The 13,128-nt window shown below is 62.5% G+C and carries 12 protein-coding genes, 1 tRNA gene and 1 pseudogene; 6 read left to right on the top strand and 8 right to left on the bottom strand.

The window, feature by feature from the left end:
• Nucleotides 1-3 precede the first annotated feature (3 nt).
• Nucleotides 4-714 (top strand): DUF6065 family protein, encoded by a 711-nt coding sequence (locus KJP29_RS11920; protein WP_218463772.1) that lies wholly within the window; start codon nt 4-6, stop codon nt 712-714.
• A gap of 76 nt (nt 715-790) precedes the next feature.
• Here KJP29_RS11920 and KJP29_RS11915 read toward each other — a convergent pair whose 3' ends face one another.
• Nucleotides 791-1,165 (bottom strand): hypothetical protein, encoded by a 375-nt coding sequence (locus tag KJP29_RS11915; protein WP_218463771.1) that lies wholly within the window; start codon nt 1,163-1,165, stop codon nt 791-793.
• Between the two features lie 514 nt (nt 1,166-1,679).
• On the opposite strand from KJP29_RS11915, the gene KJP29_RS11910 reads away from it, so the two are divergent.
• From KJP29_RS11910 to KJP29_RS11890, 5 genes and pseudogenes are all read left to right on the top strand, one after another.
• Nucleotides 1,680-2,114: a hypothetical protein gene (locus tag KJP29_RS11910; RefSeq protein WP_218463770.1), complete on the top strand. Its 435-nt coding sequence runs from the start codon at nt 1,680-1,682 to the stop codon at nt 2,112-2,114.
• A 223-nt stretch (nt 2,115-2,337) separates the two neighbouring features.
• A complete protein-coding gene (locus KJP29_RS11905; RefSeq protein ID WP_218463769.1) occupies nt 2,338-2,826 on the top strand; it encodes a hypothetical protein in 489 nt (162 codons plus the stop codon).
• Between the two features lie 159 nt (nt 2,827-2,985).
• Entirely contained in the window at nt 2,986-3,432 is a 447-nt protein-coding gene (locus KJP29_RS11900; RefSeq protein WP_218463768.1) for an LppP/LprE family lipoprotein, read from the top strand.
• Between the two features lie 224 nt (nt 3,433-3,656).
• Nucleotides 3,657-3,820 (top strand): annotated as a pseudogene (locus tag KJP29_RS11895) (IS3 family transposase); the annotation flags it as partial.
• Nucleotides 3,821-3,828: 8 nt separating this feature from the next.
• Nucleotides 3,829-4,617: a hypothetical protein gene (locus KJP29_RS11890; protein ID WP_218463767.1), complete on the top strand. Its 789-nt coding sequence runs from the start codon at nt 3,829-3,831 to the stop codon at nt 4,615-4,617.
• Between the two features lie 365 nt (nt 4,618-4,982).
• On the opposite strand, the gene KJP29_RS11885 is transcribed toward KJP29_RS11890, so the two are convergent.
• The 7 genes from KJP29_RS11885 to KJP29_RS11855 form a co-directional block, all read right to left on the bottom strand.
• A tRNA-Ser gene (locus KJP29_RS11885) sits at nt 4,983-5,072 on the bottom strand.
• Between the two features lie 84 nt (nt 5,073-5,156).
• The gene (locus KJP29_RS11880; protein ID WP_218463766.1) at nt 5,157-7,712 is read right to left on the bottom strand and encodes a DUF3772 domain-containing protein; all 2,556 of its coding nucleotides are present in this window, start codon (nt 7,710-7,712) and stop codon (nt 5,157-5,159) included.
• Nucleotides 7,712-8,746, bottom strand: coding sequence for a cysteine synthase A (locus tag KJP29_RS11875; RefSeq protein ID WP_218463765.1), 1,035 nt, complete (start codon nt 8,744-8,746; stop codon nt 7,712-7,714). Before KJP29_RS11875 ends, KJP29_RS11880 begins: the two co-directional genes overlap by 1 nt.
• 58 nt (nt 8,747-8,804) lie before the next feature.
• Complete coding sequence (locus tag KJP29_RS11870; RefSeq protein ID WP_218463764.1) at nt 8,805-9,935, bottom strand: NUDIX domain-containing protein; 1,131 nt, start codon at nt 9,933-9,935, stop codon at nt 8,805-8,807.
• A complete protein-coding gene (locus KJP29_RS11865) occupies nt 9,932-10,372 on the bottom strand; it encodes a TrgA family protein (protein ID WP_218463763.1) in 441 nt (146 codons plus the stop codon). Before KJP29_RS11865 ends, KJP29_RS11870 begins: the two co-directional genes overlap by 4 nt.
• 25 nt (nt 10,373-10,397) lie before the next feature.
• The gene (locus tag KJP29_RS11860; protein WP_218463762.1) at nt 10,398-11,606 is read right to left on the bottom strand and encodes a cyclopropane-fatty-acyl-phospholipid synthase family protein; all 1,209 of its coding nucleotides are present in this window, start codon (nt 11,604-11,606) and stop codon (nt 10,398-10,400) included.
• Nucleotides 11,607-11,667: 61 nt separating this feature from the next.
• Complete coding sequence (locus KJP29_RS11855) at nt 11,668-13,092, bottom strand: deoxyribodipyrimidine photo-lyase (RefSeq protein WP_218463761.1); 1,425 nt, start codon at nt 13,090-13,092, stop codon at nt 11,668-11,670.
• Nucleotides 13,093-13,128: the final 36 nt, after the last annotated feature.

Here is a 13,128-nt window from a genome sequence, read left to right as displayed (position 1 = left end):
GCCATGAGCCTTTTTGCAAGACAGCCTGGCAGGATTCAGTTTCTCTGCGAACCTCAGGACAAGAGTGTCATCGCACCTCCCGTTCCCGCGAAAACCTATCTGCCCGACTGGTTCCGCAGACTCCCCGCCATCGACGAGACACAGGTATCGCCACAGGATACCGGGCTCACCATCAAGCGCTGCATGCCGTTCCTCGACGCGATGAGCACCGGCTGGATCATCCCTTTGCCCGCGACGGTACGCCTCGACATCCGCGACGGCGGCGAACGTGTCGAGGCGGGTTGGGATTTCGACCGGACCTTGGTGAGCTTTCACGGTGCGCATCAGGTGCGAGGCAATCCAATGGCACCGCGAGTCGCCTGCAAGTTCCACAATTTCTGGACCATCGTGACACCGCCGGGGTGGAGCTGCCTTTTCGTGAACCCACTCAACCGGCCCAACGGCGTCTTCGAGGTGATCGCGGGTATCGTGGACACCGACAGCTACAAGGCCCCGGTGCATTTCCCGTTCTTCCCGATCGCGCCCGACGGGCTGCACGTGATCGAGAAAGGATCTCCCTTGGTGCAGGTCATTCCTTTTCGTCGAGACAGCGCCGGACTGCCGGCAGAGATCCGGTCGGAAACCGGGGCGGAAAAGGCCGCGCGCAAGTCCGTCACCCGCAACACGCAGGCCGCTGCCGGTTGGTACCGGACCGACGCCCGAGCCCGGCGCTAGGTCAACAGGTGCGAGCAATAAGAAAGAGCGCCGTCCAATCGGGCGGCGCTCTCCTGCTTGGTGCGACCGATCGGTATCAATCGTCGTCACTGCTCGAATTGCTGCTGGAGTTGGAGCTGGAGTTGGAGCTGGAATTGGAGCTCGAGTTGCTGCTGGAGTTGGAACTCGAGTTGCTGCTCGAATTGCTGTTGGAGTTGGAGCTCGAGTTTGAGCTCGAGTTGCTGTTGCTGTTCGACCCTCCGAAGCGACGCCCGCGATCATCGTCGCCGCGATAGGTGCGCGTCTGGAAGCGGGTTTCCGACCGGGACCGTTGCTGGGTGGTCTGGTGACCATAGAACAACTGGTTCAGGAAGGCCGCAATCGGGTCGCGGTTGCTGTCTGCCTTGGCCGGCGCTGCGATCGCGGTCGAAGCGACGATGGCTGTGACGATAGCCGTTTTCAGTTTCTTCATCGGTATCTCCATCAAGAGTGTGAGCATCCTTGGCGATGCATGGAGTTTACGGCTGGGCGCCGGGTTTATTCCCGAGCGCGGGAAAGAGTCCGCCTTCGCATTGTTTTTGGGCAGGGCGAGCGCCGACGTTGACGCCAAGGTCACGTAGCGTCGCCGGTGTGCTGGCTGGTCGAGAGTGACGACCGCCATTCCGACGATCTGCCTATGTGAAGACTTGATGCAAAGCTCCGCTGGACATATCGTGAAGTCTCGCGGCCAAACCTCTTTCTGCCATGGAAGGAGATTACAATGACAAACGCATCCACCGGTTCTGTACTAGGTACGCATATTTTTTCATTGGCAGCCAGCACATTAGCCACGTCATGGTGGTCTGAAGCGAACGATTAGAAAAATGTCCTTAGGCCCACATGGTCCGAAAATCGTCATCGCTCTCGTCCTCTGGGGTACCGCGGGGCAGACGCAAGATGCGACTGCTTTCGATCAAACGTGGCAATATTTCCTGGACCGATGCGGCTTGGCACATTCCGACCCGCTGCAGTACTTTGACGGACTTATCGCAGGTCTTGCGCCGTACCCGGGCAATGTTTCGACATCATCCGATGGGAGTATCGTTTGGGGAGGGACAACGGGAACCGTGCTGCACGACACTTACACGGTGTCCGCTGTCGGAGATTACCAGAAACAGGACTGCTACGTGATGGGTTGGTTTGACGGCAGTCCCACACCATCGGCCGACTTGAATGCGGACTTTCTTGAGTATGTGAAATCACGATCCGCATTGGTGGTATCCGGTGGCCAGACGGAGGAAGGCGCCGGATTTAACGGGTTTGGCTCGAAAACCTACCGCTACGCGGTTCTGGGGGCTCTGCCCGAGGAAATCGTCGTCAGGGTCTATCTCGGTGAACAGGTCGTCGAGATATTCTCGTCTCACGTCGTGGGGGGCAAATAAACCAATGGCTCGCCCATGCAATACGCGCCGGTGTTTGCAAGACCGTATCACCTTGCAATGCGGCCCCGATCGAGCCCGGGGTCTCGAGGCATTTGTCGAGCGCGCATCGCCAGCTCTTCTGTTTAGGATGGTTAGAGTGCGATCTAGACCGCTTCTGCGCGTTGCCGCCTTTCTGGTCACCTCATTTTGCCTGATCACCTCGATGGCAAGAGCACAAGATCGGATGGACACGATCCATCCTTGGATGCTGTTCCTCGAGACGTGCGAGGACGCCTACGAGGATCCGGAAGGCTACCTGGGCACCAAGTCCGAGGGCGATGGCGCAGCCTCCAGCTACTATATTGAAACACCGGATCGGCAAATCAGGTGGGGCGGGACCACTGGAGTTGCGTCCAGTCATTCGTACACGGTCATGCTGGTCGGAAACCGTGGGCTCCAAGGCTGCGAGGTCTTCGCCAATTTGGACGGCGATCCCATCGCCTCGGAGGACTTGAACGAGGCCTTGCTGAAGGACATTGGCTCTCGGTCGGGCGTGGTTTTTGCAGGTGGCTCAATGCCCGCAGTAGCCCTTGGGGCCGGCGGCACGTCAGGGGTCGAACCTGACACGTACCGCTATGTGGTGTTTGGCGCGCTCCCGGATCAGATACTGGCAGAAGTGGTCATTTCTCCTTGGAGCGTCCAAATTTTCTCCACCCGATTTGGTGGAATGTAGGGGGAGGGCCAAGGTCGGAGGCCCCGGCAGAAGAAGATCGAAGTGCTCGCCGGTTGTCTCTTTGCCCGATCTGGTGAAACCAAGGTGACGGCCACTCCGGAGTTTCGCCCTGAGTGGATCATTCAGGACTTTCTTTTTTCAATGAGGGAGACACTTGGAATGGCCATTTACAATCTCAAACGATCTGTCGTGAGTATGATCCTGCTCGCACTCATGCCAGTTGTCGCATCAGCCGAAGATGAGGATCCGTTGACCGCGGCCGCTCTCGGTCTCGTTGAGGCGCGGATCAGGGAGCTCGGTTTGCGCGACCCGTCCGTCAACCTGATCTTCGGAGATTTGACTGGCACCGGCACGGCCGATGCGATCGTCTTCGTCTACCACGCATCCGGCGGGAGCGGTGAGATGTTGACGACGTGGGTGTTGAAGGAGCGGTCTGGAACCTACACAGTTGGAAAAGATGTCAGCAACGAGGAGTTGTTTGGCTATGATCCCCGGAACGTGACATTTTCTCCAGGGCAGATCTCGGTCACGACAACCGTGCCACGAGACAACGATCCGCACTGTTGTCCGACGGGCGTGCGAACGTTCCAGGTCTCGGTGGACTGATAGCGATGGTTCATGCGTGAACTCGCCATGAAACCGCGCCGCGAAATTGGACCGGCTGAGACCGGTGCAGACATCCCGCGGAAGCATTGGGGGGGGCGGAGGAACCATGAGGACACCCTGCCCCGCTCAAGTCAGGTTTTCTGACACCACCCATCGGCCTCATGCCCCTATTTCAAGGCCAGGTCTTCAAACAACACCCTGCCGGCCAATCGGGGGGTGAACGGGTGGCCGAACAGATGCTCGACGTCGCGACGCTGAAGGAGATGCTTGGAAAAAACTTCTGAGGCCCGGTTCGAGGCGGCGTGCCGTGGACTGGGCCATGAAGGAGAAGAGCTACTCGCAGCGGCGAGCCTGTGCGCTGGCCGGGATCGACCCGCGCGTGTACCGGATCGTTTCGTGGCTCACGTCGACGCCGCGCTCATGGGCAAGGTCCGGGACGAGACCGGCGATCTCCTGACGCCGACCCACACAAAACGGCGCGGTCGCCGCCTTCGCTATTACATCTCGAACCGTCTCGTCTCCGGTGGACCGGACAAGACCGGCTGGCGCCTGCCCGCGAAGGCGTTCGAGGAGGCTGTTGCACAGGCTATCTCCGATCACCTGAAAGCCGCCGCGGCGCGTCACGCGGGCCTCATGGCCGGATCCATTGCGGACACGAAAGCCGCAACGGACAGGATCGTGAGCATCGCGCAGGCCATCGAGACCGAAGGGATCCTGCGGATCGCCAAGGCGATCCATTCCGTCACCCTGACGCGCCGGTCCATGACCATCGGGTTGAACCGAGATGCGGTCGCCTCGGACCTCGAAATGCCAGCAGAGATCCTGACCGACGAGCTTCTGACCTTCGAGACAGCAGTGACCCTCAAGCGGCGTGGCATCGAGATGAAACTCGTGGCCGGCGACCGGACGCCGGAACCGGACCGGACTCTCCTGCGTGCCCTGCGCCATGCCCATCGCTGGGCCGATCTACAGAAGTCCGGCATCTCGCTCACCGACATCGCCAAACGCGACGGCGTCTCCCAGAGCTACGTGCGGCGCATCACGCCGCTCGCCACCCTGTCCCCCAGCCTGCAGCGCGCGATCGTGACGGGCCGTCAGCCCATCGACCTCACCCTCGAGACCCTCGTGCGCCGACAGCTTCCGATCCGCTTCGAGGACCAGGAGCGGATGTTCCGGCTCACCTGAGCACCGTTCCCTGAACGACGCGATCGGCTCCCTGTTCCCTCACCCGGAATTCCCTGTTCCTGAAAACAAATTCCCTGTTCCTGCGTTTAGGGAATTCGCGCGCAATCCATTGAAAAGTAATGCGTATTGCGCCTTCATCATCAGAGAAGCGGCCTTATTTCTCCGAATTTCCCTGTTAATCGGGGGTTAACAGGGAATTCTCCCTGAAACCGCACCGCGCAAATGGGTGGCCTGAGACCGGGGCGGACATCACACGGGAATTATGGGGAATAGGGCGTCTCAGAGGGACTCAAGTGCCGACAACCTGCTGAACTCTCGCAGGGAAAATCGTGAAATTTCGTATATGAAACAATGACCTAGGTCGATGGCGGAGAGACAGGGATTCGAACCCTGGAGACGGTTTCCCGCCTACACACTTTCCAGGCGTGCGCCTTCGACCACTCGGCCACCTCTCCGTGCCGGGCGATATATCCAACAACTGCCGACGCTTGCAAGGGGCCACGGGCAAAATCTTTTGCCCGGTGCCCGTCCAAAGCCTCTCATTCGACGTCGGGGTCGGGATCGCCGGGGTCCGGGGCCAGGGTCGTGGGTTGCGCAGGCTCTGCCTGGGTGCGTGGCGGAACCAGTGCCTCGGGGTTTCGCAGCCACAGGTCGCGCTGCGCGAAGGGGATCTCGATGCCTTCGGCGCGGAATCGCGTGAGGATCTCGTGATTGAATTCGTCGCGTACCACGTTGATGTAGAAAACGTCCGACAGGATCGCGCGGATCTGGAACATGAGTGCATCGGCGCCGAAATCCATGAAGCTCACCTGTGGCGCGGGGTTCACCGCCACCATCGGGTGGTTTTCCGCAACCTCCATCAGGATTTCGCTCACCCGGTGCGTGTCGGACGCGTATCCCACCCCGACGTTGATCACGAGGCGGCCGACCCGGTTGCCGCGGGTGTAGTTGGTGACGACCCCCGAGATCAGATCCGAGTTCGGAATGACCACATCGGTCTTGTCGAAAGTTTCGATGGTCGTGGAGCGCACGGAAATGTCCTTCACGATGCCCATCTGGCCGCCTGCGTCGATCCAATCGCCCTCCGACACGGGGCGTTCAATGAGCAGGATGATCCCCGAGACAAAGTTCGACACGATGTTCTGAAGGCCAAAGCCGATGCCCACCGAGAGCGCACCGGCAACCACCGCCAGCGAGGACAGGTTGATCCCGGCCGTGGTCACCGCGATGATCGCGGCGAGGAAATAACCCACGTAGCCGATCCCCGAGGTGATCGCGTTGCGCCCCCCGATGTCGAGCCGGGTCTTGGGCAGGACGGAGGTTTTCAACATCCCCTGCAAGAGCCGCGTGGCACCGAAACCGACCGCGAAGACGATCAGGATCGTAAGGATGTCGTAGGGAGTGATCCGGCTTTCGCCGAGCTGGATCCCCTGCCCGACCCGCGTCCAGATCTCGCCCAGTTCGGCCGCCCGCGCGCCCCAGATCAGGGAAAAGAGCGGCAGGGACAGGATGAAGACGACGAGGCTGCCAAGGACCGGCACCAGCGCCTGCTGGGCTTCTTCGAGGCTGCGCTTCGTCACCGTGCCGTAGAGATCGACCAGGAGAACATGCACCACCAGAAGCACGCCGACGAGAGCCAAGGATAGGACCGTACCGTACACCACGAAATCGGCGAGAGCGTTATAGCCCAGAAGATTCATCACCGGGCCCAGGATGGAGACAAGCATCACCGCCTGCCCGCCGAGGCTCAGAAGCCGGTCGCGGAAACTCGGGCCGTTCTCGGCGTCTTCACCCGCTTGCCGGGCATGGGTCCGCAGGAGCCGTCCGATCCGCCACAGCACGATGGCGGTGAAGACCATGACCGGCAATTGCAGCACGACCGCGACGTTTTCGGCGTAGCCTTCGCCCTCGGACACGGTGCGGACGAAGACGTGGACACCGTAGGCGAGACCCAGAAGCAAAGCCTCGATCCGCCCCTCGGTGCGCGCGCCGCGGGAGAGGTTCAGAACCTCCCACTGGGCGTCGTTCCGACCAAAGACCCGCGCCCCGATCCAGCCCGCGATGACCACGTCGACGCCGATATAGGTAAAGGCGTTGAGCGCGGCGAGCGATCGTGGCCCGAAGAGAGACAGCGTGTCGAAGGCGATCAGCAGCGACAGGATGCCGACCACCGGGATCACCACCTCGCCCAGGGACACAAGGAAGGACCAGACCCCCTGTGACGGCCCCGTGCCGCGTGTGACGATCCGGTTGCCCAGCATGATGGGCAGACGCCGCGCGCCAAAGATCATCACGAGGCCAAAGACCGCGAAAAAGATGGTGAACGCGAGCTGGTTGCGCATGGTCTTCATCTCGGCCGGTGAGTCCCGGTTCTGCCGGATCTCGCGCAGCCAGACGTTGAACGAGGTGGTCATCGCGCCCGCCGCTGCACTCCAGTTGCCGGGCGCGAGGGGGCTTGCCCCCGGCGACATGAGCTCTTCGGCCTGTCGGGTGCGCAGCAGGTCGTCGATTTCCGAGATGATCGTATCTGCCCGCGCATACGCCAGATCGGCGGCGATCACGGGGCGTTCCAGTTCGGCCAGCCGGGCGTTCAGCGCCTCACGTTCGGCAGCCAGGGTCTCGCTCTCGCTCGCCCCTTCCGCCGGCGCCGGACCCAGCGCTGCGATCTGGTTGCGCAGGGTCGCCAGCGGCACCCGGTTTTCGCTTCGAGCCTCGGCGAAACGGTCACGCCATTCGACGATCTGGTCGCGCAGCGATCCGAGCGCCTGATCCGACGCCCGCCCCGCCTCGATCGCCTGCTCGGCGCGCAATGCGATCCGTGCCCAGGCTTCGTAGTCCGGAGCGCCGGACGGCAGGGTGATCCCTTCTGCAAGTGCTTCGGCCGCTGACTCCCCGTCCGCCTCGGACTCTTCTGCCTGCGCCTGTTCCGCTTCGGCTCGGGCGGCCTCGGTGTCCGCCGGGGCGTCCAGTAGAGGAGCGTCAATCTCGCCCCCCGCCCCGTCGCCTTCATTCGCTGCTTCCTGAGCCCAAGCCGAGGACACGGCCAGAGACGTCAGCAGCGCGACGAGCGCCGCCAGCCGTGAGAGCGCCTGCATCAGACGTCCTCGAATACGGTGGGCACCTCACGTGCCTCGCGGTCCAGGAAGCCCGGCACGGGCAGACCCTTCTCGCGCAGGAAGGCTGCGTTGTAGAGCTTGGCCTGATAGCGGGTGCCATAATCGCAAAGGATCGTGACGATGGTCTTGCCCGGTCCCATCTCCTTGGCCATCTGCACGGCGCCGGCCATGTTGATCGCCGAGGATCCGCCCACGCAGAGCCCCTCGTCCTCGAGCAGGTCGAAGGCATAGGGCAGCGCCTCGGCATCCGTCGCGCGGTAAGCCATGTCGGGCGTGATCCCTTCAAGGTTCGCCGTGATGCGCCCCTGCCCGATGCCTTCCGTGATCGAAGAGCCTTCGGACTTGAACTCGCCGGTCTTGTAATAGCTGTAGAGCGCCGCCCCCTCGGGATCGACGATGGCGACCTTTACCCCCTTGGGCTGGAGCGCGAGGGCCACCCCGCCAAGTGTACCGCCAGAGCCGACCGCGCAGACCACGCCGTCCACCTTGCCGTCGGTCTGTTCCCAGATCTCCGGGCCCGTGGTCTCAAGATGCGCCTGCCGGTTCGCGGTATTGTCGAACTGGTTGGCCCAGATCGCGCCATTGGGATCGGTTTTCGCGATTTCTTCGGCCAGCCGCCCGGAATAACGCACGTAGTTGTTGGGATTCTTGTAGGGCACTGCCGGCACCTCGACCAATTCGGCCCCGGCGATGCGGATCATGTCCTTCTTTTCCTGACTTTGCGTCTCGGGGATGACGATGATCGAGCGGAACCCCATGGCCGCCGCGACCAGCCCGATCCCGATGCCGGTGTTGCCCGCCGTGCCCTCGACAATGGTCCCGCCGGGCTTCAGATCGCCGCGCGCAATCGCGTCACGGATGATGAAGAGCGCGGCCCGGTCCTTGACCGACTGGCCGGGGTTCATGAACTCGCATTTGCCAAGAATTTCGCATCCCGTCTCATCCGAGATCTTGTTCAGCCGCACGAGGGGCGTATTGCCGATGAGGTGGATGAGATCTGCGCGCGTGTCCATCTTGGGCCCGTCCGTTATCGTTGGTTTGCCCAAGTCGTAATGGCGCGCGCGGGGTAACTCAAGCAGACCCACGCAGTCGTGCGCGATTCAGCGCAAGCCAGAAGGCCGAGATCACCAGCGGTCCGGCCGCCGCCTCGCCGCTGCGCACGAGTTCCATCAACTGGTCGAAGGGGATGACATGAGACCGGATGTTTTCATCCTCGGTCACGAGACCCGCGACATCGCCACCGCGCCCCTGAAGCCGCGCTTCGCCCACGTAGGAATAGACGAATTCGGTCACCGCGCCGGGCGACGGGTAATGACCGTTGACAAAATGCAGTTTTCCCAGCGTCAGCCGCGCTTCTTCCAGCGTTTCACGCCGGGCGGTGGTGTCGGGCGCTTCGCCGGGATCGACCCGTCCGGCGATGGGTTCCAGCATCCAGGGCCGCGCGTCGCCCCGGAGCATCGGCCCCATGCGGAACTGCTCGACCAGGAGCACGAGGTCATGCACCGGGTCATAGGGCAGTACCGTCACCGCGTCGCCCATGACGAAGCCCGCCCGGTTGACCGTGGCGCTCATCGTGCCGTCGAACCGCCGGAACCGGAGGTCCGCCTCCGCCGTCACGAAATAGTGGGAATAGGGCCTGTCGAACGTCTCGATCTCCACATCCGATGCCACCTCCATATCCGAGCGCAGCGTGGCGGGAAGCCCCTCCTCCGCCCTGAGGCGCGCCGCGGCCCTGAGCCGGATCATCCCCATGCGCGCGGCCAGCACCTCGGGACCGATCTGGCCGAAGTAACTCATGGCTTCTTCCGCTGCAGCGACCCAAAGGGGTGCATAGGTTTCCGCCCAGTCGACCAGTCGCCAGCGACCGCCCGGTCGCACACCGGCCGGCGCGTCATAGCGCAGCGCCATGACCTCGGCCCCGTCCACGTCCACCAGCGCCGGGACGAGGTCGTAATCGAACCCGCCCTCGAAGAAATCGAACCGCGCGCGCTGTTCCCGGGTCATGCCGGTGACGACGACCCCGGTGGCCACCTCGCCGGGCGCGGCGACCAGCATCGGATGATCCGCCCCGCCGGCCCAGTGGACGGCGTGGTCCCGCAGTTTCGCGGTCTTCACCTCGACCTTGGTCTCGCCCCCCATCACCACGTCGCGCAACGGCGCATGGCAGAGCGTTCCGAACAGAAACAGCGTCGCGTCGCTCACCGGTAATGCCTCGCCACGTAGCGGGTGACATAGCCGGTCACGATGCCGCCGATGGCCGCCACCGCGATCACATCGGGTTTGCCCACGATGATGGCGTAGTCGAGCCCGCTCTCGAAGACTCCGGCCACCGCGTCCATCACCGTCCCGTAGGACATGCGGAAAGCGCGATCGACCATTTGGCGGACCGAGAAGCTCAGGATCGTGAGAAAGGCCTGCACCACGGCCGAGGATAGCCCGATCGCGAAGGCACTCCCGATTCCCCGGGCCAGCTTCGGCGCGGTGAAGATCCACCCCGTCACCAGCCCCCAGCCCGCCGAAACGATCTGGATCATCCCTAGTGGCGTGCCCTCGTCGAAGTAAGGAATGGCGAGTGTGGCCACCACCCAGCCAAGCGCCGCCAAAAGGACCGCCGCGACAAGGCGCGCGAATGTGGGCATCCATCAACCTCCGGTCAGAACCGCATCAGGCAGGCTTGCCCACCGTCACCTGCACCACGTCGCAGTTTTCCGCGCGGAACGCCGCCGCGCAACCCGCAAGATAGAAATTCCACATGCGCCGGAACCTGTCGTCGAAGCCGAGCTTGGTCACCTCGTCCCAACGGTCGTTGAAGGTCTCCATCCAGCGCCGGAGCGTATCGGAGTAGCTCTGGCCGAAGGCGATCTGGTTCCTGAAAGCCAGTCCTGCCTTCTCGATCTCGCCACGCAGCACGGTCTTCGACGGCAGCATCCCACCCGGGAAAATGTATTTCTGAATGAAATCAACGCTTTTCCGGTACTTCTCAAAGCGACGTTCCGTCAGTGTGATGATCTGGAGCGTCGCCTGCTTGCCGGGCTTGAGGTTCTTCTTCACGGTCTCGAAGTAGACCGGCCAGTATTTCTCGCCCACCGCTTCGAACATCTCGATGGACGCGATCCCGTCATATTGCCCGGCCTCATCGCGGTAATCCTGAAGCTTGATCGTCACCTTGTCGGAAAGTCCTGCCTTTTCAATGCGATTGACCGCATAGTCGAACTGTTCTCTTGAGATGGTCAGGCAAGTGACGGACAAGCCACGCTCTTTCGCAGCGTATTCCGCGAAACCTCCCCAGCCGCAGCCGATTTCGAGCACATGGTCGCCGGGCTGGGCCCCCATCTCGTCCACCATGCTCGCGTATTTCTGCTCCTGGGCTTTCTCGAGGCTTTCCTGCCCGGTTTTGAACAGGGCCGAGGAATAGGTCATCGTGTCGTCGAGCCAGAGCGTGTAGAAATCGTTGCCCAGATCGTAATGCGCCGCGATGTTCTTCTTCGCCTGTTTCTTGGTGTTGGACTGGAGCCAGTGGCGGAAACGCTCGGCCATCTGGACAAGCTTGGCGCCACGGAAGCCGCCATAGAGATCGTCGTTCTCGGTCTGGATGAAATCGAGAAAGGCCTGGAGATCCGGGGTCGACCAGCCACCTTCGATGTAGCTGTCGCAAAACCCCAGATCGCCCTCACGCACGAGACGGGCGAAGACATCGTCGGAGTGGACATGCACTTCGGCCACGAAGCCGGGCTTGTCGCCCTCGGCGCGGAACACGCGGCCATCGGAGAGCACGAAATCGAGCCGCCCCTGACCGATCCGGCTGGCCAGCGCATAGACCTGAGGAAAGTATCGAGGCAGGTCCTTTTGCCCCTTCGTCGTCATGTGGATCATCGGCATCACCCTTGTCTTCTTGTTATGGTGAACGGATTTTTCTCAGTCCCGCAAGAAATTCTTAATCTTCCCCGGCGTTTGGCCGGTTCTGATAAGCATCGAGCGCAGCGTCCCGCCCTTCTTTCAGACCCACGATGGGCGTGTCTGGATAGTTTCCGTGCATATCCATTTTCCACGCCCGGGGAATCGCCGCGAAGTAATCGCGCGCGGTTTCGGGCGGGTCATCCTGTCCTTCGGCGACCCAGCGGTCACGATAATCTCCCTCGGGGTCGAACTTCTCTGCTTGCGTCTCCGGGTTGAAGATCCGGAAATAGGGCGCCGCGTCGGGGCCGGAGCCTGCGACCCATTGCCAGCCCATGGCGTTCGACGCCGGGTCCCAGTCGGTCAGGCAGTCCTCGAACCACTGTTGACCCACCCGCCAGTGGATCATGCAATGCTTGGTCAGGTAGCTCGCCACGATCATGCGCGCCCGGTTGTGCATGCGCCCGGTCACATACATCTCGCGCAGGGCCGCATCGACAAAGGGCACCCCGGTGCGCGCCTGTTTCCACGCCTTCACCTCGGCCAGCCGCTCGTCGTCCTTCCAGGGAAACCCGTCCCATTCCTCGCGCCAGTTGCGATCCACGATGCGCGGGAAGTGATACATGAGGTGATAGGCGAACTCGCGCCAGACGACCTCCTTCAGGAAGGTCTCGGCCCCTGCCTTGCCTTCGTCCATCGCGCGCTGTCCGGCGGCCCAGAGGCTGCGCGGAGAAATCTCGCCATAGGTCAGATACTCGGACATACCCGAGGTGCCATCCTCGGCCACCATGTCGCGCGCTTGTTTATAGTGGGCGACCTTGTCGCGAATGAAGACGCCAAGGCGCGTCTGCGCGGCCTTTTCGCCCGGGTCCGAGTATCTGGCGAGCACCTCGGCCCCCCGGTTCATGGCCGCGCCGAGCTCCCAGTCCGCCAGATCATCGCTGTCGGGCCAGTCGCGCGGTGCTTTGAGCGTTGGCGCGGACAGGGGCGCACCGGGATCGCGCTCTGCCACCGCCCGCCAATAGGGTGAATAGACCTTGTAGGGATCGCCCGCCTTGGTCTCGACCGTCCAGGGCTCGAACAGCAGATGGCCGGCGTGGCTTTCAACCGTAATACCTGCGTCCTTCAGCGCCGATTTCACGTCGGTGTTCCGCTCTATCGCGTCGGGATCGTAGAGCCGCGACCAATGCACCGCCTCGGCGCCCGTCTCGGCGATCACCTCGCGCAACACGTCGAGCGCGTTGCCCCGGCGCAGGATGAGCCGAGACCCCTCGTCCGCGAGCCGCGCGCCGAAGACCCGGAGCGCCTCGCCCAGTCGCCATTTCGCGGCAGCACCAAGCCTGTCCACGGCTGCATCCCGGATGAAGATCGGGATGACCGGGCCAGAGGCAGCGGCGGCGACAAGGGCGGGATGATCGGTGAGCCGCAAATCGCGGCGCAGCCAAAGGATGACGGGCGTGCTCATGACGGGACTACGCCGCAAACCTGATGTCAGTTCAAT

The sequence above is a fragment of the Maritimibacter sp. DP1N21-5 genome, assembly GCF_019218295.1.
In the GTDB taxonomy this organism is placed as follows: Bacteria; Pseudomonadota; Alphaproteobacteria; order Rhodobacterales; family Rhodobacteraceae; genus Maritimibacter.
Note: the sequence above shows the minus strand (reverse complement) of the source record. Positions and strands in the feature narration are given on the sequence as shown.